The sequence below is a fragment of the Lysobacter brunescens genome, assembly GCF_042677005.1.
Taxonomy (GTDB): domain Bacteria; phylum Pseudomonadota; class Gammaproteobacteria; order Xanthomonadales; family Xanthomonadaceae; genus Lysobacter_I; species Lysobacter_I brunescens.
This window is the reverse complement of record NZ_JBHTIF010000004.1, coordinates 281,735-300,613: the sequence shown is the minus strand read 5'-3', so window position 1 is coordinate 300,613 and position 18,879 is coordinate 281,735. Positions and strand designations below refer to the sequence as shown.

Here is an 18,879-nt window from a genome sequence, read left to right as displayed (position 1 = left end):
GGCAGTCCTCCGCGCTTGAAATCCCGGGTACAGCGCCTATTTCGGTTGCAAGGCGATGACGTCTCGCCCCGAACAACCGACCCAACACATCATTGTTACCGGGAGATTTCCATGAGCCTCATGCGCTACCAGCAGGCCTGGCCCGCCCAGGCACGCATCCACGACGACCTGAAGCAGATGTTCGACCGTTTCCTCAACACGGGCGATAACCCCGACGAGTCGTCGGTGGTCACCAGCCAGTGGGTGCCGCGCGTCGACATCAAGGAAGAGGCCGATCGTTTCCTGATCCTCGCCGATCTTCCCGGCATCGATCCGAAGGATGTCGAAGTGCTGATGGACAAGGGCATCCTGAGCATCAAGGGCGAGCGCCAGCGCGAGACCGTCGAGCAGTCCGAGCGCTTCTCGCGCATCGAACGCAACTACGGCAGTTTCCATCGCCGATTCGCGCTGCCGGACACCGCCGATGCCGACGGCATCACCGCATCCGGCCAGAACGGCGTGCTGCAGATCGTGATTCCCAAGCGCGCCGAGTCGACGCCGCGCCGCATCCAGGTCGGCAGCCCCGCGCTCAAGTCCTGAGTCCGCCACGCGCGCGACGCCGCTCGCGTCGCTTCCGTCGCATCGTGCATCTCTTCCTGCCGATCGCGACACACGTGACCCGCCGCTCAGGCGGGTCACGCGCATCCGGACGCGACGCATCCGCGATGCCGCGTCCGCTATAGTTCACCGCATTCGAAAACCCACGGGTGTTCGCGTCATGCGATTCAAGGATTACTACGACATCCTCGGCGTCGAGCCGGGCGCGGGCGAGGCGGAGCTCAAGACCGCCTACCGCCGGCTCGCGCGCAAGTACCACCCCGACGTCAGCAAGGAGCCGGGTGCCGAGGAGAAGTTCAAGGCCGTCAACGAAGCCTACGAGGCCCTGCGCGACCCGGAGAAGCGTAAGGCCTACGACCAGCTGCGCGCACGGGGCTACCGGCCCGGCGACGAAGTACAGCCACCGCCGGGCGGTTTCGGCGGCCCCGGTGGCGTCGACTTCGACGAGATCTTCGCCGGTGGCGGCAACGGCGGTTTCAGCGATTTCTTCCAGGAACTGTTCGGTCGTCGGGCCGGCGCTGCCGGGCCCGGTGCCCGACAGCGGCCGCGTGGCGACGGCGCGATGCGGGCGAAGTTCGCGGTCCCGCTGGAAGCCGTGCATCGCGGCGAGCCGGTGCGCGTCACCGTCGCGGGCCGTTCGCTCGACGTGCGCGTGCCCAGGGGCATCAAGCCCGGGCAGGCGATTCGCCTTGCCGGGCAGGCGCCTGGCGGCGGTGACCTGCTGCTGGAAGTGGAGTACGCCGCGCATCCGCAGTTCGAGGTCGATGGCCGCAACATCATCCACGTCCTCCCGGTCGCGCCTTGGGAAGCGGCCCTCGGCGCCACGGTCAGCGTGCCGACGCTCGGCGGTGCGGTCGAGCTGAAGATCCCGGCCGATTCCGAAGCCGGTCGACGTCTGCGCCTGCGCGGTCGCGGCCTGCCGGGCACCGGCGGCGCGGCCGACGGCGACCAGATCGTAGAACTCGAAGTGCTGGCACCGCGCGCGAACACCGAGGCCGAGCGCGAGGCGTACCGCCGGATGCGCGAGGCGTTCGGCGACGACTGGCGCAGGGCGTGAATGCGATGACCGGAAAGGAAAAAGCCGCCTTCAAGGCGGCTTTTTCGTGCGTCGGAGCAGGGGTGGAATTCAGCCCTGGCCGGAGACGTATTTGGTGATCGTGTCGGACAGCTCGGTTTCGCTGAAGGGCTTGGTCAGGTAGGCCTTGGCGCCCTGGCGCATGCCCCACACGCGGTCGGTGTCCTGGTCCTTGGTGGTGACCAGCACGATCGGAATGTGCTTGGTGGTCGGCTCGCGCGAGATGGTGCGCGTGGCCTGGAAGCCGTTCAGGTTCGGCATGACCACGTCCATCAGGATCAGGTCCGGGATCTCGCGCTTGGCCACCTCGACGCCGGCGGCGCCGTCTTCAGCGGTCAGTGCTTCATGTCCGAGTTTTTCGACGATGCGGCGGATGCCCATCAGCTGCGACGGTGAGTCGTCGACGATCAGGATGCGTGCCATGCGGAACCCCTTGTAAGACTGTGCCCAGTGTAGTCGCCCCCGTTGTCGGCCGGAAGCGGTCCCCGTCGGATTGTTGATGCAGTGCACAAGGCCCGCCGATGCGGACCTGCCCGGAACCCCTTCCGGACCCGTCTGCCCCGGTCAGCCCAGGCGGACCAGCGTCCGCCCGAACGAGCCGCCCTTGAGCATACCCGCGAACACCTCCGGCAGGCCATCGAGTCCGACCTCGCGCGTGCAGATGGTCTCCAGATGCGCAGGCTTCCACGCCCCTGCCAGGCGCTTCCAGACTTCGTCACGGATATCGCGGGCGGTACCGGCCGAGGCCACGCCGACCAGGGACACGCCGCGGATGATGAAGGGCATGACCGTGGTCGGCAGCTCGGCGGTCGCGGCGAGCCCGGCGCTGCCGACGTTGCCGTAGGGGCGCGTGCGGGCAAGGAGGCTGGCCAGCATGGTGCCGCCGACGTTGTCGAGGCCGCCGCCGAAGCGCGCGGCTTCCAGCGGGCGGGCTTCGGCCAGCACGTCGCGGCCGAGTACCTGGGTGGCGCCGAGCGACTTGAGGTAGTCGGCATGCTCGGATTTGCCGCTGATCGCATGCACCTCGTAGCCGGCGCGGGTGAAGATGTCGACCGCCAGCGAGCCCACGCCGCCGGTGGCGCCGGTCACGGCCAGCGGGCCCAGCTCGGGCGACTGGCGGTTGTCCTCCATGCGCAGCAGCGCCAGCGCGGCGGTGAAGCCGGCGGTGCCGAGAATCATGCTCTCGCGCAGGCTGAGGCCGGCGGGCAGGGGAATTGCCCATTTCGCTTCGATGCGCGCGTACTCGCTGTAGCCGCCGTCGCGGGTCTCGCTGAGCCCGCAGCCGGTGACCAGCACGGCATCGCCTTCGCGAAAGGCCGGATCTGTAGAGGACACCACGTGCCCGGCGACATCGATGCCGCCGACCAGCGGGAAGAAGCGCAGGATCTTGCCTTCGCCGGTGCCGGCCAGCGCGTCCTTGTAGTTGACCGAGGAGTAGGCCGTCTTGATGACGATCTCGCCCGGAGCGAGCTCATCGATGCGCGTCTCCTCGATGCCGCTGCGGTAGCCGCCGGCAGCGTCGTTGCGGATGCGGAAGGCGTTGAAGGTGCCGGGAACGGACATGTCGGGGGATCCTGAGCGTTCGATTGGGGCATGATCGCATGCGGGGTCGGGGATGTCGTGGTGAGCCCGAACGGCGACAGATTCAGTCGTCATCCTCGCGCAAGCGAGGACCCATCCCGACGTTGCGGTATGGCCCGGTCACCGCTGGCAGCGGGGACAGGATTGTTCATAGGCGATGCGTTGAAGTCCGATGCAGATGCGCGGGTTTTTCCGATACCGGAATTCTCACTGCGTCGGGAAGCTGCGATGCATGAAATCGCCCTGCGTCTACATGCTGGCCAGTCGGCGCAACGGAACGCTCTACATTGGCGTGACGTCGGACCTGATCGGCCGGCTGTGGCAACACCGGCACGGCCATTGCGCTGGCTTCACCATGCGCTACGAGGTACATCGCCTGGTCTGGTTCGAGGGCCACGACACCATGGAACAGGCGATCACTCGAGAGAAAGCGATGAAGCGGTGGATGCGTCGCTGGAAGATCGAATTGATCGAAGCGCGTAACCCGGAGTGGACGGATCTCTATCCTGGATTGGTGCGCAACTCGTCGTGATGAGCGCGTTTGCTGAGCGATATCGTGGCTGATGGCTGGGTCCTCGCGTTCGCGAGGATGACGGCAAACACACACGATGCCGCAGGTCGTTCAGCGCATCTCCTTCCGCCGTTTCTCGTCCAGCCACTTGTCCGCCTGTGCGGGGGTGTAGTCGCGCATCCACGCGAACAGGGTATCGATGTCCTCGCCGTGCCAGAGGTCATGACGCTGTTCGGGGTGCAGGAAGCGTTCCTCGACCATGCGGTCGATCATGCCGATCAGCGGAGCGTAGAAGCCGTCGACATCGAGGAAGGCACAGGGCTTGCGGCCGAGGCCGAGCTGGCGCCAGGTGAGCATCTCGAACATCTCGTCGAGCGTGCCGAAGCCGCCGGGCAGGGCGACGAAGGCGTCGGCGAGGTCGAACATCCGCGCCTTGCGTTCGTGCATGTTCGCGACCACTTCCAGCCGGGTGACGCCGGTGTGCGCGACTTCCCATTGCACCAGCTGCTCGGGAATGACGCCGACGACTTCGCCACCGTGTTCGAGCACGGCATCGGCGACGATGCCCATCAGGCCGACGTTGCCGCCGCCGTAGACCAGCTGCAGGCCTTCGCTGGCGATACGCGCGCCGAGGGCGCGGGCGCGCTCGGCATAGGCGGGTTTGCTGCCGGCGTTGGAGCCGCAATAGACGCAGATGGATTTCATGGGGGGATTCCGCAGAAACATTCAGGGGACCGAAAGCGAAACGGCGCACCGAGGTGCGCCGTTTCGTGTGCGTGGGGCGGATCAGTTCGCCTTGTGGATCGCCCGCTTGTGGACGGCCATCGCGGCGTCGTGCACCGCTTCCGAGAGGCTCGGATGCGCGTGGCAGATGCGGGCGAGGTCGTCGGCGGAGCCGCTGAACTCCATGGTCAGCACGCCTTCATGGACCAGTTCGGAGACGTTGGCGCCGACCAGGTGCATGCCGAGCACGCGGTCGGTCTCGGCGTGCGCGAGCACCTTCACGAAACCGGCCGGTTCGGCCATCGCGACCGCACGGCCGACGGCGGCGAACGGGAAGCTGCCGGCCTTGTACGGAATGCCCTCGGCCTTCAACTGCTCCTCGGTCTTGCCGACCCAGGCGATTTCCGGCTCGGTGTAGATGACCCACGGGATGGTGTCGAAGTTGACGTGGCCCGGCAGGCCGGCGATCAGCTCGGCCACCGCAATGCCTTCCTCGAAACCCTTGTGCGCCAGCATCGGGCCACGGACGCAGTCGCCGACCGCCCAGACGCCGTCGACGCCGGTGTGGCAGTGCTCGTCGACCACGATGCGGCCGCGCTCGTCGAGCTGCACGCCGGTGCCGTCGGCCAGCAGGCCCTTGCTCGCGGCCTTGCGGCCCACGGCGACCAGCAGCTTGTCGACGACGATGTTCTGCTCGCCCTTGGCGTCGGTGTAGGTCAGGTGCACTTCGCCGTTCTTCACTTCGGCCTTGCTGACCTTCGCGCCGAGCTGGATGTCGAGGCCCTGCTTCTTGAACTCGCGCGCGGCGACCTTCGCGGCTTCGCCATCGGCAGCGGCCAGGAAGTCGGGCATCGCTTCGAGGATCGTGACCTTGGCGCCGAGGCGGTTCCACACGCTGCCCAGTTCCAGGCCGATCACGCCGGCGCCGATCACGCCGAGGCGCTTGGGCACTTCGGTGAAGTCCAGCGCGCCGACGTTGTCGACGATGTGCTGGCCATCGAACTTCGCGAACGGCAGTTCGATCGAATCCGAACCGGCGGCGAGGATGACGTTGGTACCCTTCAGCTCGACTTCGGAACCGTCGTGCTGCTTCACCTTGACGACATTGCCGGCGTGCAGGGTGCCGAAGCCGTAGAACGCGGTGATCTTGTTCGCCTTGAACAGCTGGGCGATGCCGCCGGTGAACTGCTTGACGATCTTGTCCTTGCGGCCGACCATCGCGCTGACATCGATCTTCGCATTGTCGAAGCTGATGCCGTGGTCGCCGAAGATATGGCCCATGTTCCAGAACTGGCGCGAGGAATCGAGCAGCGCCTTCGACGGAATGCAGCCGACGCGCAGGCAGGTGCCGCCGAGCGCGGGCTTGCCGTCCTTGCCGAGCGCGGCGTCGATGCACGCGGTCTTCATGCCCAGCTGGGCGGCGCGGATGGCGGCGTGGTAGCCGGCGGGGCCGGCGCCGATGACGATGACGTCGAATTGTTGGGTGTCGCTCATGTCACTTCCCGTTGAGGTTTGTCTCCTTCCCCCGCGTGCGGGGGAAGGTCGGGATGGGGGCGACGTGTCCGATCCCCCACCCCAGCCCTCCCCCGCATGCGGGGGAGGGGGCGAGTGGGATTACATGCCCAGCAGCATGCGGTGCGGGTTTTCCAGCTGGTTCTTGATGTCGACCAGGAACAGCACCGCGTCCTTGCCGTCGATGATGCGGTGGTCGTAGCTCAGCGCGAGGTACATCATCGGCGCGGCGATGACCTGGCCGTTCTCGACGATCGCGCGCTCCTTGATGGCGTGCATGCCGAGGATCGCCGACTGCGGCGGGTTCACGATCGGCGTCGACATCAGCGAGCCGAAGGTGCCGCCATTGGTGATCGTGAAGGTGCCGCCCTGCAGGTCTTCCAGCTTCAGGCCGCCTTCGCGGGCCGCCTTGGCGTAGCCGACGATGGCGGCTTCGATGTCGGCGAAGCCCATGCGCTCGACGTTGCGCAGGACCGGCGTGACCAGGCCCTTGTCGGTCGACACGGCGATCGAGATGTCGGCGTAGCCGTGGTAGATGATGTCGCTGCCGTCGACCGAGGCGTTGATGATCGGGTGGCGCTGCAGCGCGTTGGCGGCTGCCTTGGCGAAGAAGCTCATGAAGCCAAGCTTGATGCCGTTGGCCTTCTCGAACTGCTCGCCCAGCTCCTTGCGCATCTGCATGACCTTGGACAGGTTCACCTCGTTGAACGAGGTCAGCATCGCGATGGAGTTCTTCGACTGCATCAGGCGCTCGGCGATGCGGGTGCGCATGCGGGTCATCGGCACGCGCTCTTCCGGACGTGCGCCGCCGCCGACGCCGGCGATCTTGCCGCTGGCGTAGTTGACGATGTCTTCCTTCGTGACCGCACCGCGACGGCCGGTGCCCTGGACGTCGGCCGGGTTGACGCCGCTGGTGGCGGCGGCGAAGCGGGCGCCAGGCGGCAGGTCGCCGCCGACCGGGGCCGGCTTGGTGCTCGTCGGGGCGGCGGCAGCGGCCTTGGCGGCCTCGGCCTTCGGCTGGACCTGTTCCGGACCGGCGGCGGCCGGCGCGGCTGCGGCGGCCACGGCGCCTTCCTCGATCACCGCGATGACCTGCTGGCTGAGGACGGTCGCGCCTTCGGCGAACTTCAGTTCCTTGATGACGCCATCGACGGTCGAGGGGACTTCCAGAACGACCTTGTCGGTCTCGAGGTCGACGATGTTCTCGTCGCGCTTGACGGCGTCGCCGACCTTCTTGTGCCAGGTGGCGATGACGGCGTCGGAGACGGATTCGGGAAGAACGGGAACCTTGATTTCGGTGGCCATGGTGGCGTCCTGGAAGTTGTGTTGGTGCCGGACTGCGCGATGCGCGGAACGGCGGATTGCAAGATCAAGCGGTCAAAACGTGCTCGATGAAACCTGCGAAGCGGATGCCGGATCGCCGGCACCCGCTTCGGTGTGATCACTCTTCCTCGAACTCGCCGTCTGGCGAGTTCACGAGGGCGTCGGCGATCAGCGCCTGCTGCTCGACGACATGGTCGTTGAAGTGACCGGCAGCCGGCGAGGGCGAGCGTGCGCGACCGGCGTAGTGCAGCGTCTGCTTGTCCTGCAGGCAGAAGCGCAGGTGGTGCTGGATCTGGTACCACGCGCCCTGGTTCTGCGGCTCTTCCTGGCACCAGATCACCTGCACGTTCTTGCCGTACTTCTTCAGTTCGGCGATCAGCTGCTGGCGCGGGAACGGATAGAGCTGCTCGATGCGGATGATCGCGACGTCCTTCAGATCGCGCTTCTGGGCTTCCTCGACCAGGTCGTAGTAGACCTTGCCGCCGCAGACCACCACGCGCTTGACCTTCTTCGGGTCGGCGGCGGTGCTGTCCGGGATCAGGTGCTGGAAGCCGCCGTTCGCCAGCTCGTCGAGCGACGACACCGCGAGCTTGTGGCGCAGCAGCGACTTCGGCGTCATCACCACCAGCGGCTTGCGCGTGGTCATGCGCATCTGCCGGCGGATCATGTGGAAGGCCTGCGCCGGTGTGGTCGGCGTGCAGACCATCATGTTGTCCAGCGCGCACAGCTGCAGGAAGCGTTCGAGGCGCGCGGACGAATGCTCCGGACCCTGGCCTTCGTAGCCGTGCGGCAGGAACAGCGCCAGACCGCAGAGACGGCCCCACTTGGCCTCGCCCGAGGACAGGAACTGGTCGATCACCACCTGGGCGCCGTTGGCGAAGTCGCCGAACTGGGCTTCCCAGACGTCCAGGGTCATGGGGTCGGCGGTCGAATAGCCGTATTCGAACGCCATGACCGCTTCCTCGCTGAGCAGCGAGTCGATGATCGTCGCGTCTTCCGGGTTCGTCACCAGCTGGCGCAGCGGGACGTGGTCGACGTCGACGTTCTGGTCGTGCAGCACCGCATGACGGTGGAAGAAGGTGCCGCGACCGCAGTCCTGGCCGACCAGACGCAGCTTGTAGCCTTCCGCGAGCAGCGTGGCGTAGGCGAGGTTCTCGGCGAAGCCCCAGTCGCCCGGCAGTTCGCCGGCGCCCATCTTGCGGCGATCTTCGTAGATCTTCGCGACGCGCGGGTGCAGGACGGCACCGTCGGGCAGGGTGTTGATGACCTTCGCCAGACCGTCGAGCTTGTCGCGTGCGACGCGGGTGTCGACCGGATCGCTGAGCTTGCCGGCGAGCAGCGGGTTCCAGTCGATCGAGTAGGCATCCGGATTGGCCGGGGCCAGTTCGGTGGTGACCACGCCGTCATCCAGCTTCTGGCGGTAGCCGTCGACCAGCGACTGCGCGTCCTCGGCCTTCAGCGCGCCTTCGGCGACCAGCTTCTCCGCATAGAGTTCGCGCGTGGTCTTGCGCTTGCGGATGTTCTGGTACATCTGCGGCTGGGTCGCCGCCGGTTCGTCGGCCTCGTTGTGGCCGTGGCGGCGATAGCAGACGAGGTCGATGACCACGTCCTTGCCGAACTTCTGGCGGAAGTCGAAAGCCAGGTCGGCGCAGAAGGCGACCGCGTCCGGGTCGTCGCCGTTCACGTGCAGCACCGGGGCGCCGACCATCTTGGCCACGTCGGTGCAGTACAGCGTGGAGCGGGCGTCCTGGCGTTCGCTGGTGGTGAAGCCGACCTGGTTGTTGATCACGATGTGGATCGTGCCGCCGACCGCGAAACCGCGGGCCTGCGACATCTGGAACAGCTCCATCACCACGCCCTGACCCGCGAACGCGGCGTCGCCGTGCATCAGGATCGGCACCACCTGGGTGCGCGCCTGGTCGCCGCGACGCAGCTGGCGCGAACGCACGCTGCCGGCGACGACGGGATCGACGATTTCCAGATGCGAGGGATTGAAGGCGAGGGCGAGGTGGACCGGGCCGCCCGGAGTGGCGATGTCGGCGCTGAAGCCCATGTGGTACTTCACGTCGCCGGCATGGGCGTGCTCGTCGTGCTCGAACTTGCCTTCGAACTCGTCGAACAGCTTGCGCGGCGGCTTGCCGAGCGTGTTGACCAGCACGTTGAGGCGGCCGCGGTGGGCCATGCCGAGGATCACGTCCTTGACGCCGTCGCTGCCGGCGCGGCGGATCATCACGTCGAGCATCGGAATCAGCGCGTCGCCGCCTTCCAGCGAGAAGCGTTTCTGGCCGACGTACTTGGTGTGCAGGTAGCGCTCCAGGCCTTCGGCGGCGGTGAGGCGCTCGAGGATGCGCTGGCGGTCTTCCCTGCTGCGCTTGAAGTCGCCGCCGGTGGCTTCGAGGCGTTCGTACATCCAGCGACGCTGTTCGACGTCGGTGATGTGCATGAACTCGGCGCCGATGCTGCCGGTGTAGGTCGCCTTGAGACGGGCGACGAGGTCGCGCAGCTTCATCTGCGCGTTGCCGCCGACGCCGCCGCTGGAAAAGGTGGCGTCGAGATCGGCGTTCGACAGACCGTGGAAGCCGATGTCGAGGTCCGGGGCTTCGCTCTTGTCCCACATGCCCAGCGGGTCGAGGCTGGCCGCGAGGTGGCCGCGCGAGCGGTAGGCCACGATCAGCTTGCCGACCGCGAACTCGCGGCTGTCGCTCCCGGCCTGGGCGACCACCACGCCGCGCGCGGCCTGGCGACCGGCTTCGGCGATGGCTTCGATCACGGCCGAGTGCGGAACGTCGTGACCGTCCCGCCCCTTCACGCCGTCGAAATAGGCCTTCCATTTCGGTCCGACGCTGTCGGGATCGACCAGGTACTGTTCGTAGAGGTCCTCGATGTACGCCGCGTTGGCGCCGAGCTGGGAGGATTGCGCGAATTGCTTCAGGAGACTGTCCACTTGGAGCCTGAGTGTCGGAAAGCGCGGAGGAGTGGGTAACCGCTTGATCCGCCGAGCTTCCGGCAGGGTTCGCGGCAAGGGCGAAAGGACCGGAATTATAGACGCAGGGTCCGCCGCAGCGCACCATTCCGATGTTTCATGACGTGTCTTTCCCGGCCTTTCGACCGCCATTGTGACGGCGGTGACAGCGTGCGTGGGGCTGCGTTCGACCATGGTCGTACGCCGCTGGGCTGCCGGGTGCGTCCGGCGATACTTCGTCGCTGCCGGCCTGCGAGGCCAGTGCAGACTGGTATGGTCCCGGCGAATCCATGGGGGAGGGGGCGAAGATGCGGGATGGTATGCGCGCGGGTCTGGCGGGGTTGGCTATGGTCCTGCTGCTGGCGGGATGCGGTGGCGGTGCAGCGGGCGGCGGGCAGGCGGGGCGCAAGGCGCTGGCGGTCGACGCCTACGGCTGCCCGGACATCCATGGCAGCTTCGCCTTCAACGTGCCCGGGGAGGGGGGAGTCACCTTCACCGGATCCCCCTTCGAGGCCCTCCCGGCCGCCAATGGCGCCACCATTCCGCCCGAGCAGATCGGCGGGCTGGAGATCCGTCGCATGGCGCCGGGTGCTTACAGGCTGCGCTTCTTCGTCGGCGATGACCGGGTGATGCAGCACCTGAAGGTCATCCGCGAGTTCGAGAAGCCCCGTTACCGCGAGTGGTACCACCTGCAGTCGGACCCGGCGCGGTCCACCTACATCCTGCGGCACGGCCGGAACGCCTACGACGCACGGCTCGCCGAACTCGGCCCCCAGGCGGAGATCGTGAGGGAACTGCGATTCGGCACCGCCTTGACCTGCCGGGACGGCTGGATCGAGATCCCCCGGGCGTATCGCAAGCCGCTGCGGCTCACGCTGGCCGAGGATGGCTCGATCATCGGCGAGGCCCCCGAGCTGGACACCGTGGGCGTGAGCGTCTGGTGCGGCGACGGCTGCGCGGAAGTGCCGGTTCCGGTCGGGCGTCACACCGGTCGCCTGCACTGGCCGCGCAACGGTGCGCTGCGGCCCTGGCGGCCGGAGGACATGCGCGGGCGGTTCGTCTTCGAGCGGCCGATCGACGAGATCGAGGCCGAGGTCCGCGAGCGCCAGCAGGCCCAGGCCACTGCCGACGCGCGTCGCTACCGGACGGCGGACGCGATCCGCGCCGATCTGGAGAAGATGGCGCCTCCCGGCACGGAGATCGAGCGCGTCCAGGTCGCCGAAGGCAAGGTGTCCATCCAATACTCGGCGCCGAAAGACCAGATGGACGTGCTGTTGAACAGCCTCTCTGCTGCGGATGGCGGCCGCAGCGGGCCGGAAAAGGTCGAGCGCGGCGTGCGCAGCAGCGACATGTCGCGCCGGTTCGTCCGTTTCGTGCTGACCGATTCGCCGCTGGTGCTGCGCGAGGTTCAGGATCGTGCGCCCGATGGCGTCGTATCCGGCACGATGTCCGCATTGACGCCGACCTCGCCCGTGCCCACGCAGGTGGCGACCCTGTACGTGGCACCGAGCGAGACACCGGTCGGCATGGCGCCGCCGGACGAGCTGCGCCGGCGGATCTCGGCGCTGATGCCGGCCGGCTGCCGGGTGACCCAGGTCCGGGGGCGCGGCGATCGCGTGATCGTCCACGGCGAGGCTGAGCGCATGGCCTGCATTTCCGACACCCTGCGCGCGATCGCGTCCACGCAGGGCAATGCCGGCTTCGGTCCGGAGCTGGAGCAGGTCGAGCACGGCGACAAGGGCTACCGCTTCCGACTCATGCTCGGGCGTTCGGCGCTGACGAAGCCTTGATGACAGATCAGGCGACGCCCGAGTGCATCAGGCGCCCAGCACGCGGTACTCGGTCACCGGGCGGGCGCGTTCCCAGACGGGGTGGAAGCTTTCGACGAGCTGCCGGGCGCGGCCGCCGGCATCGAGCGCGGCTTCGCCGTCGAAGCGGTTGCCCAGCGGCCGGAAATAGCCGCCGCCGGCATCGTTGGCGACGAATGCCGAGGCATAGCCCTTGTCGGCGGGATCGCTGACCTCACGGAAGGCGAAGGCGCTGCTCAGGCGCTGCGACAGGCCGATCAGCGGCGCGTGCGCGCGCTGTGGCGCATCGGCGTCCTGCAGCAGCACGCGGATGTCGATCCGCTGCCGGCGCGTGGCGAGGGTGCGCAGCGCGTCGAGCACCTCCGGCGCGTCGAACAGGCCCGGATCCAGCGCGCGGCTGTAGATGCACAGCTCGCGCCGCGTCGCCAGCACGATGGCGGCGGTGACTGCGACCGCCGACTCGCGGCTGTCGATCGCGGTCATGCCCACGACCTGGCGGCGCATCGCCTGGTGCTCGATGCCCGCTTCCATGAAGCGCTCGCCGAAGGGCACGAAGCCGTGGCGGGCGTAGAAGCCGATCGCGGACACCTGGGCGTTGAGCTTGACCTCGGGCCAGCGGCGCAGGGCTGCCTGCTCGATCAGCGCCTTCAGCAGCGCGTCGCCGACGCCCTTGCCGCGCCAGTCCTGCAGCACCGCCATGCGGCCGATCTTGTGTTCCGGGGTCAGGCGGCCGGTGCCGATCGGGCGGCCGGCGTCGTCGCGCGCCAGCACGTGCACGCACAGCGGGTCGAGCGCGTCCCACTCCAGCTCGCGCGGCACCTGCTGTTCCTCGACGAACACCGGTTCGCGCACCGCGCGCAGCGCGTCGACCGCCGTGTGGTAATCGACTGCTGCGACCTGGAATCCTGCATCAAGCCTCGTCATCGCCATCCTCCCAGTGTGCGTCGTCGCTGCCATCGTCCAGGTGGTAATGGCCCTGCGCCAGCAGTTCCAGCACCAGCGCGCGGCCGTCCTCGGACAGCGTGTCGTAATCGTCGCCACCCAGGGTCTGCGCGCCGGCCAGCATCCGCGCATCCGCCAGCGGCAGCGCGAAGATCTGCCCGGCCACGTACAGGCGGGCCAGCGATTTCTTCGCCGAATCGCGGCGCCAGGCCACGCGGGTCCACGGATGGCGCGCCAGCACAGCACCCTGCTGCAGGTCGAATTCGACCTCGATCCGCGAGCGCGGCGCATCCGGCTGCAGGGATTCGCCGACGCTGCGGTACAGGGTCATGAATCGACCGAACCAGTCGCCCAGGCGCTGCGGATCGTTCATGCGCAGTGCGTTGAGCCCGGCGATCGCCCGCTGCATCGCGGCCTCGTCGATCTCGTAGGCATCCTTCGGCGGCGCGAGGTCCTCGTCGCGGTAGCGCACCGATTCGTCGGCCTCGGCCAGCAGGGTGTCGACGAAGTCGCCGAGCAGTTCGGCGGCGCTCGGTGCGCGCATGCCGACGGAGAAGGTGAGGCAGGCGTCCTCGGCGACGCCGTGGTGCGGCACGTTCGGCGGCAGGTACAGCATGTCGCCCGGGCCCAGCACCCAGTCGTGGGTGCGATGGAATTCTCGCAGCAGCTTCAGCGCCACGCCTTCGCGGAATTCGACCGAGGGCACGCCCTTGCCGAGCGCCTCGCTGGCGTCGATCTGCCAGCGGCGGTGGCCGTGGGCCTGGAGCAGGAACACGTCGTACTGGTCGATGTGCGCGCCGACCGAGCCGCCGGGCGCGGCGAAGGAGATCATGATGTCGTCGACCCGCCAGCGCGGCAGGAAGTCGAAGTGGTCGAGCAGCGCGCGCACGTCCGGATCCCATTTGTCCACGTCCTGCACCAACAGGGTCCAGTCCTGGTGCGGCATGCCGGGGAATTCCTCCTCGGCGAACGGGCCGGTGCGCAGGGTCCAGCCGTCGGTGGCGCGGTCGTGCATCACGATCCGCGACAGCGCGCCTTCCTCGCAGGCCAGTCCGGCCAGGTCTTCCGGCATCACCGGGGTTTCGAAGCCCGGGAAGGCGTTGCGGATCAGCAGGGGGCGTTTCTGCCAGTAGTCGCGCAGGAAGGTCGCCGGCGGCATGCCCAGCGGGCCCTTGCCGGTGGCGTCGATCTCGAAGGGAAGCGGGGATCTGGCTTGGCGCGACGGGCGGGTCTGGCGGGGCATGACGGACATCCTGCAGGGGACGGTCAGTTTACCTGCTGCGCCCGTCCGCCTCGGCCTGTTCGGCGCCGTCGTGCCCGGCTGCCGACGCGGCTGCGGGTTCCCGGGTCTGGGGCGGTGCGGTGGGCGGACGCTGGCGCGAGGCCCACAGCCAGCCGGCGAACAGCAGCGCGCCGACGACCGCGAAAGGCAGGGCGGTGACCAGCGCGCCGATGCGGTCGGCTTTCACGGCGCGCTTTCCGATCAGATCTCGCGGGCGAGGCGGTCGGCCAGGCCGATGTAGCTGCCCGGGGTCATGTCGAGCAGGCGCTGCTTCGCGTCGGCGGGCAGGTCGAGGCCGGCGATGAACGCGCGCATCGAGTCGGCGGTGATGCCGTGGCCGCGGGTCAGGGCCTTGAGCTGTTCGTACGGGTTCGGCAGGCCGTGGCGGCGCATCACCGTCTGCACGGCTTCGGCCAGCACTTCCCACGAGGCGTCGAGGTCGGCGGCGAGGCGCTCGGGGTTCGCGCTGAGCTTGTTCAGGCCGCGCAGCAGGGCGTCGTAGCCGATCAGCGCGTGGCCGACGGCGGTGCCCAGCGCGCGCAGCACGGTGGAGTCGGTCAGGTCGCGCTGCCAGCGGCTGATCGGCAGCTTCGCGGCGAAGTGCTCGAACAGTGCGTTGGCGATGCCGAAGTTGCCTTCCGCGTTCTCGAAGTCGATCGGGTTGACCTTGTGCGGCATGGTCGAGCTGCCGACTTCGCCGGCCTTCACCGCCTGCTTGAAGTAACCCAGCGAGATGTAGCCCCAGATGTCGCGACAAAGATCCACGCAGATGGTGTCGATGCGCTTCTGCGCGTCGCACAGCTCGGCGATGCCGTCGTGCGGCTCGATCTGCGTGGTGTACGGCTGCCAGTCCAGGCCCAGCGATTGCACGAAGCGCTTCGAGAACGTGGTCCAGTCGATCTGGGGGTAGGCGGCGACATGGGCATTGTAGTTGCCGACCGCGCCGTTGATCTTGCCCGGCATCTGTGCACCGGCCAGCAGTTCGCCCTGGCGCTGCAGGCGGGCGACGACGTTGGCGATTTCCTTGCCGACCGTGCTCGGCGACGCGGTCTGGCCGTGGGTGCGCGAGAGCATCGGCAGCGCGGCGTGTGCGTGGGCCATCGCGCGCAGCTTCTGGATCAGTTCGTCCAGCTTCGGCAGCATCACCGTCTGCCGAGCCTCGTTGAGCATCAGCGCGTAGCTGAGGTTGTTGATGTCCTCGCTGGTGCAGGCGAAGTGCACGAATTCCAGCGCCGGCGCCAGCTCGGCATCGTCCTTGAGGCGCTCCTTGATCAGGTATTCGACCGCCTTCACGTCGTGGTTGGTCGTGCGCTCGATCTCCTTCACCCGGGCCGCGTCGGCGACCGACAGGCCGTCGGCGAGGGCGCGCAGGCGGGCCACGGCAGCCTCGGAGAAGGGCTTCAATTCCACGATGCCGGGCTCCGCGGCCAGGGCCAGCAGCCATTCCACTTCGACCTTCACGCGGGCCTTGATGAGGCCGTATTCGGAGAAGATCGGGCGCAGGGCGTCGACCTTGCCGGCGTAGCGGCCATCGAGCGGGGAGAGGGCGAGGAGCTGGGCGTCGGACATGGCGGGCGGGTGGCGGCTGGCAGCGGAAAAGTCGGTCATTGTAAACCGCAGGGCCTGCCTGGACGCTTGAAACCCGGCGCGCCGCTGCGACTCGGCACAGTGTCTGCGGAGGGCTCAAACACGCTCCCGGCCGGCGTATGCTCGTCCCGACCCACGTCATGCGCGACAGGAGACCCCCCATGACCCAGCACGGCAGCTCCCACAGCGAGATTCCCGACCCCACCCGGACCGAGCGCGACAGCATGGGCGAACTGCGCGTGCCGGCCTGGGCACTCTGGGGCGCGCAGACCGAGCGCGCCGTCCGCAACTTCGGACTGTCCGGCCGGCCGATGCCGCGCGGTTTCATCCGCGCGCTGGGCCTGACCAAGGCCGCCGCCGCCCAGGCCAACGCCAATCTCGGCCTGCTGCCGCGGTCGCGGGCCGGTGCGATCCGCCGCGCGGCGATGGCGGTGGCCTCGGGCCAGCACGATGCGCATTTCCCGGTCGACGTGTTCCAGACCGGCTCCGGCACCTCGACGAACATGAACGCCAACGAGGTCATCGCCGCGCTTGTGATGCGCACCGGCAAGGGCAAGGTACACCCGAACGATGACGTCAACCTCGGCCAGAGTTCCAACGACGTCATTCCCACCGCCCTGCGCGTCGGCGCGCACCTGGCCGCGAACGAGGACCTGCTGCCGGCCCTGCGTGCGTTGCGCGCCGCCATCGATGCCCGCGCGGCCGACGCAGGGGCACTGGTGAAGACCGGGCGGACTCACCTGATGGATGCCATGCCGATCACCCTGGCCCAGGAGTTCGGCACCTGGTCGTCGCAGCTGGAATCGGCGCGGATGCGCATCGAGGACAGCCTGCGTCGCCTGCGCCGCCTGCCGATCGGCGGCACGGCCGTGGGTACCGGCATCAACACCGACCCGGCCTTCGGCAAGCGGGTCGCGCAGACGCTGTCCGTGTTGTCCGGCGTGCGCTTCGTCTCGGCCGAGAACAAGTTCGAGGGCATCGCCGCCCAGGACGATGCGGTGGAACTGTCGGGTCAGCTCAATGCGATCGCCGTGGCGCTGATGAAGATCGCCAACGACCTGCGCTGGATGAATTCCGGGCCGCTGGCCGGTCTGGGCGAAGTGGAACTGCCGGCGCTGCAGCCGGGCAGCTCGATCATGCCGGGCAAGGTCAATCCGGTCGTTCCGGAAGCGGTGTGCATGGCCTGTGCGCAGGTGATGGGCCTGCACACGGCGGTGACGGTGGCGGGGCAGAGCGGCAATTTCCAGCTCAACACCATGCTGCCGCTGATCGCGACCAACCTGCTCGACGCCATCGGCCTGCTCGCCAATGCCATGAGCGCGCTGGCGGAGAAGGTCATCCCCGGCCTGGTGTTCCGCGAGGACCGGCTGGCCGATGCCCTGGCGCGCAACCCCATCCTCGTCACCGCGCTCAATCCGCTGATCGGCTACGAGAAGGCCGCCGCGATCGCGAAGCGCGCCTACGCCGAGGGACTGCCGGTGCTGCAGGTCGCGCTGGAGGACAGTGGACTGGACCTCGACACCCTGCGTCGCGCGCTCGACCCGGTCGCGCTGACCCGGGGCGGGATCGTCGAAGGGATGGGCGGCGGCGGTTGAAGGTCGGCGCCCGCCGGAGGACGCGTCGCGTTCAGTCCCGCGCAGGCCACTCGCCCGGCAGCGTCATGCCGCGCAGCACGCCGAGGGCACCCTCGCACATGCGTGCCTGTTCGTCGGACGTGCCGGTATCGAGCTTGCCAAGGCGCTGCGACAGCACGCGCTCGCGGTAGGCCTTCAGCGTGTCGTCGGGCTTCAGCTCTGCGAGCGTGAGCAGGCGCCCGCGTTCGATGCGGTCCTGGTGCGCGTTGACGTAGCGGAAGTAGAGCGGTGCGGCCGTCTGCAAGTAGGCAGGATCGCGAGCCGCGCATTTTTCGATCAGGACCGGCATCGCGAAGGTCGCGACGTAGGCGATATGGTCCTGAAAGGCCCGGTTGAGCACCGGATCGTCCTCGGCCTGCACCGATGCCGGCGACAGGGCGCAGGTTGCGGCGAGCGCGAGCATCGGAAGAAGTGCGTGCACCTGGCGGGAAGACATGGCGAGTCCTTCGTCGCGGATGGCGACGTTGCATGCGGGGGAGGGGACATGCGCCGGCCGTGGGTGCGGCCGGCGGGGAGGACGAAGTGCCGGGGCGATCAGCGCGCCGGCGCCGCAGCGGCGGCTTCGGCTTCCTCGGCGGCGTCCATGCCGTCATTCCCGGAGTTCGAACCCGCGTCGTTCGCGGTGCCCCCATCGATCTGCAGGCCGTCGCCGGCATCGACGCGGCAATCCTTCACGTCCTGGTCGTCCATCCGTGCGTAGGGCTTGAACTCGGGGACGGCGGCGGCGAGCTTGTCCTGGGCGGCCTTGAGCGCGGGCAGGCGATCGCAGAGTTTCAAAGCCGCGGCCTTGATGCCTTCGGCTTCCTTCTCGATCCGCTGCTCGATCTGGTCCGGGTTGCCGGAGAACACGCCCTTGATCGCTTCGCTCACGGCCTTGCCTGCCAGGTCCGCGCCCTGCACGCCGACGCCGATGCCGGCCTGTGCAATTCCGGTGACCTCTTCGCGGTAGGCCTTGACCAGCGCCTGCTGTTCCGGCGTGGTCGCGACTGCGACGCCGCCGATCAGCAGTTCGCCCTGCGGCGTGATCTCGGCCTTGGGCAGGCCGTCAACGGTGAAGCTGAAGTTTTCCTTCGAGAGCTCCTTGCGGGCCTCGTCGGTCGCCTGCTTCACGGCCTGTCCGATCAGGGTCTTCGGTTCGTTGGCGGGATCCTGCGGTGCATCGCTGCCGCAGCCCACCAGCGTAGCGCCGATGGCCAGGGCGAGGATGGCATTGCGGAAGGTGCTCATGGGAACTCCGGTGTCGAATGGGGCGATGGGGGCAGCTTGCATGCGTCGGGCGGCATGCGGATGTGTCTGAAGTCAGTCGATCATGATGGGGCAGACGGGAAAGATCGGGGAGACG

17 protein-coding genes are annotated in these 18,879 nt (G+C 68.1%); 5 read left to right on the top strand and 12 right to left on the bottom strand.

What is annotated here, in order from left to right; translation table 11 throughout:
* The first annotated feature begins 111 nt into the window (after positions 1–111).
* Together ACFQ0E_RS16765 and ACFQ0E_RS16760 are read left to right on the top strand one after the other, a co-directional pair.
* A complete protein-coding gene (locus tag ACFQ0E_RS16765; protein WP_386825785.1) occupies positions 112–579 on the top strand; it encodes an Hsp20/alpha crystallin family protein in 468 nt (155 codons plus the stop codon).
* A 178-nt stretch (positions 580–757) separates the two neighbouring features.
* Positions 758–1,654, top strand: a complete 897-nt coding sequence (locus ACFQ0E_RS16760) for a DnaJ C-terminal domain-containing protein (protein ID WP_386825783.1) — start codon at positions 758–760, stop codon at positions 1,652–1,654.
* Between the two features lie 69 nt (positions 1,655–1,723).
* Here ACFQ0E_RS16760 and pilH read toward each other — a convergent pair whose 3' ends face one another.
* A complete protein-coding gene (gene pilH, locus ACFQ0E_RS16755) occupies positions 1,724–2,095 on the bottom strand; it encodes a twitching motility response regulator PilH (protein WP_386825781.1) in 372 nt (123 codons plus the stop codon).
* Positions 2,096–2,236: 141 nt separating this feature from the next.
* Entirely contained in the window at positions 2,237–3,235 is a 999-nt protein-coding gene (locus tag ACFQ0E_RS16750) for an acrylyl-CoA reductase family protein (protein ID WP_386825779.1), read from the bottom strand.
* A gap of 250 nt (positions 3,236–3,485) precedes the next feature.
* Here ACFQ0E_RS16750 and ACFQ0E_RS16745 point away from each other — a divergent pair, with 250 nt between their 5' ends.
* Entirely contained in the window at positions 3,486–3,785 is a 300-nt protein-coding gene (locus ACFQ0E_RS16745; protein ID WP_386825777.1) for a GIY-YIG nuclease family protein, read from the top strand.
* Between the two features lie 90 nt (positions 3,786–3,875).
* Here ACFQ0E_RS16745 and ACFQ0E_RS16740 read toward each other — a convergent pair whose 3' ends face one another.
* The 4 genes from ACFQ0E_RS16740 to ACFQ0E_RS16725 all read right to left on the bottom strand — a co-directional run bounded on the left by ACFQ0E_RS16740 (position 3,876) and on the right by ACFQ0E_RS16725 (position 10,266).
* Positions 3,876–4,469: an LOG family protein gene (locus tag ACFQ0E_RS16740; RefSeq protein WP_386825775.1), complete on the bottom strand. Its 594-nt coding sequence runs from the start codon at positions 4,467–4,469 to the stop codon at positions 3,876–3,878.
* Between the two features lie 81 nt (positions 4,470–4,550).
* Complete coding sequence (gene lpdA, locus ACFQ0E_RS16735; protein WP_386825774.1) at positions 4,551–5,981, bottom strand: dihydrolipoyl dehydrogenase; 1,431 nt, start codon at positions 5,979–5,981, stop codon at positions 4,551–4,553.
* Positions 5,982–6,101: 120 nt separating this feature from the next.
* Positions 6,102–7,304: a dihydrolipoyllysine-residue succinyltransferase gene (gene sucB / locus ACFQ0E_RS16730; RefSeq protein WP_386825773.1), complete on the bottom strand. Its 1,203-nt coding sequence runs from the start codon at positions 7,302–7,304 to the stop codon at positions 6,102–6,104.
* A 136-nt stretch (positions 7,305–7,440) separates the two neighbouring features.
* Positions 7,441–10,266 carry a 2-oxoglutarate dehydrogenase E1 component gene (locus ACFQ0E_RS16725; RefSeq protein WP_386825771.1) on the bottom strand — a complete coding sequence of 942 codons (2,826 nt, stop codon included), beginning with the start codon at positions 10,264–10,266 and terminating at the stop codon, positions 7,441–7,443.
* A 365-nt stretch (positions 10,267–10,631) separates the two neighbouring features.
* Between ACFQ0E_RS16725 and ACFQ0E_RS16720 the strand changes: the two genes are divergently transcribed.
* Positions 10,632–12,074, top strand: a complete 1,443-nt coding sequence (locus ACFQ0E_RS16720) for a hypothetical protein (RefSeq protein WP_386825769.1) — start codon at positions 10,632–10,634, stop codon at positions 12,072–12,074.
* A gap of 27 nt (positions 12,075–12,101) precedes the next feature.
* On the opposite strand, the gene ACFQ0E_RS16715 is transcribed toward ACFQ0E_RS16720, so the two are convergent.
* The 4 genes from ACFQ0E_RS16715 to purB are packed head-to-tail and all read right to left on the bottom strand — an operon-like array spanning position 12,102 to position 15,885.
* Complete coding sequence (locus ACFQ0E_RS16715) at positions 12,102–13,016, bottom strand: GNAT family N-acetyltransferase (RefSeq protein ID WP_386825767.1); 915 nt, start codon at positions 13,014–13,016, stop codon at positions 12,102–12,104.
* Positions 13,003–14,277, bottom strand: coding sequence for a ribosomal protein uL16 3-hydroxylase (locus ACFQ0E_RS16710; RefSeq protein WP_386825765.1), 1,275 nt, complete (start codon positions 14,275–14,277; stop codon positions 13,003–13,005). The genes ACFQ0E_RS16715 and ACFQ0E_RS16710 overlap by 14 nt, the downstream gene beginning before the upstream one ends.
* A gap of 28 nt (positions 14,278–14,305) precedes the next feature.
* Positions 14,306–14,503, bottom strand: a complete 198-nt coding sequence (locus tag ACFQ0E_RS16705; RefSeq protein ID WP_386825763.1) for a hypothetical protein — start codon at positions 14,501–14,503, stop codon at positions 14,306–14,308.
* A gap of 14 nt (positions 14,504–14,517) precedes the next feature.
* The gene (gene purB, locus ACFQ0E_RS16700) at positions 14,518–15,885 is read right to left on the bottom strand and encodes an adenylosuccinate lyase (protein ID WP_386825761.1); all 1,368 of its coding nucleotides are present in this window, start codon (positions 15,883–15,885) and stop codon (positions 14,518–14,520) included.
* A gap of 179 nt (positions 15,886–16,064) precedes the next feature.
* Here purB and ACFQ0E_RS16695 point away from each other — a divergent pair, with 179 nt between their 5' ends.
* A complete protein-coding gene (locus tag ACFQ0E_RS16695; RefSeq protein ID WP_386825759.1) occupies positions 16,065–17,498 on the top strand; it encodes a class II fumarate hydratase in 1,434 nt (477 codons plus the stop codon).
* 31 nt (positions 17,499–17,529) lie between these two features.
* Here ACFQ0E_RS16695 and ACFQ0E_RS16690 read toward each other — a convergent pair whose 3' ends face one another.
* Together ACFQ0E_RS16690 and ACFQ0E_RS16685 are read right to left on the bottom strand one after the other, a co-directional pair.
* A complete protein-coding gene (locus ACFQ0E_RS16690; protein WP_386825757.1) occupies positions 17,530–17,940 on the bottom strand; it encodes a hypothetical protein in 411 nt (136 codons plus the stop codon).
* Positions 17,941–18,071: 131 nt separating this feature from the next.
* Positions 18,072–18,764 carry a hypothetical protein gene (locus ACFQ0E_RS16685; RefSeq protein ID WP_386825755.1) on the bottom strand — a complete coding sequence of 231 codons (693 nt, stop codon included), beginning with the start codon at positions 18,762–18,764 and terminating at the stop codon, positions 18,072–18,074.
* Positions 18,765–18,879: the final 115 nt, after the last annotated feature.

Bases quoted from the DNA above. Each gene is read 5' to 3' on its own strand.
- ACFQ0E_RS16745 (WP_386825777.1), top strand. From the start codon at position 3,486: ATGAAATCGCCCTGCGTCTACATGCTGGCCAGTCGGCGCAACGGAACG.
- ACFQ0E_RS16765 (WP_386825785.1), top strand. From the start codon at position 112: ATGAGCCTCATGCGCTACCAGCAGGCCTGGCCCGCCCAGGCACGCATC.
- purB (WP_386825761.1), bottom strand. From the start codon at position 15,885: ATGTCCGACGCCCAGCTCCTCGCCCTCTCCCCGCTCGATGGCCGCTAC.
- ACFQ0E_RS16695 (WP_386825759.1), top strand. From the start codon at position 16,065: ATGACCCAGCACGGCAGCTCCCACAGCGAGATTCCCGACCCCACCCGG.
- ACFQ0E_RS16720 (WP_386825769.1), top strand. From the start codon at position 10,632: ATGGTCCTGCTGCTGGCGGGATGCGGTGGCGGTGCAGCGGGCGGCGGG.
- lpdA (WP_386825774.1), bottom strand. From the start codon at position 5,981: ATGAGCGACACCCAACAATTCGACGTCATCGTCATCGGCGCCGGCCCC.
- ACFQ0E_RS16710 (WP_386825765.1), bottom strand. From the start codon at position 14,277: ATGCCCCGCCAGACCCGCCCGTCGCGCCAAGCCAGATCCCCGCTTCCC.
- ACFQ0E_RS16715 (WP_386825767.1), bottom strand. From the start codon at position 13,016: ATGACGAGGCTTGATGCAGGATTCCAGGTCGCAGCAGTCGATTACCAC.
- ACFQ0E_RS16740 (WP_386825775.1), bottom strand. From the start codon at position 4,469: ATGAAATCCATCTGCGTCTATTGCGGCTCCAACGCCGGCAGCAAACCC.
- pilH (WP_386825781.1), bottom strand. From the start codon at position 2,095: ATGGCACGCATCCTGATCGTCGACGACTCACCGTCGCAGCTGATGGGC.
- ACFQ0E_RS16690 (WP_386825757.1), bottom strand. From the start codon at position 17,940: ATGCTCGCGCTCGCCGCAACCTGCGCCCTGTCGCCGGCATCGGTGCAG.
- ACFQ0E_RS16750 (WP_386825779.1), bottom strand. From the start codon at position 3,235: ATGTCCGTTCCCGGCACCTTCAACGCCTTCCGCATCCGCAACGACGCT.
- ACFQ0E_RS16760 (WP_386825783.1), top strand. From the start codon at position 758: ATGCGATTCAAGGATTACTACGACATCCTCGGCGTCGAGCCGGGCGCG.
- sucB (WP_386825773.1), bottom strand. From the start codon at position 7,304: ATGGCCACCGAAATCAAGGTTCCCGTTCTTCCCGAATCCGTCTCCGAC.
- ACFQ0E_RS16685 (WP_386825755.1), bottom strand. From the start codon at position 18,764: ATGAGCACCTTCCGCAATGCCATCCTCGCCCTGGCCATCGGCGCTACG.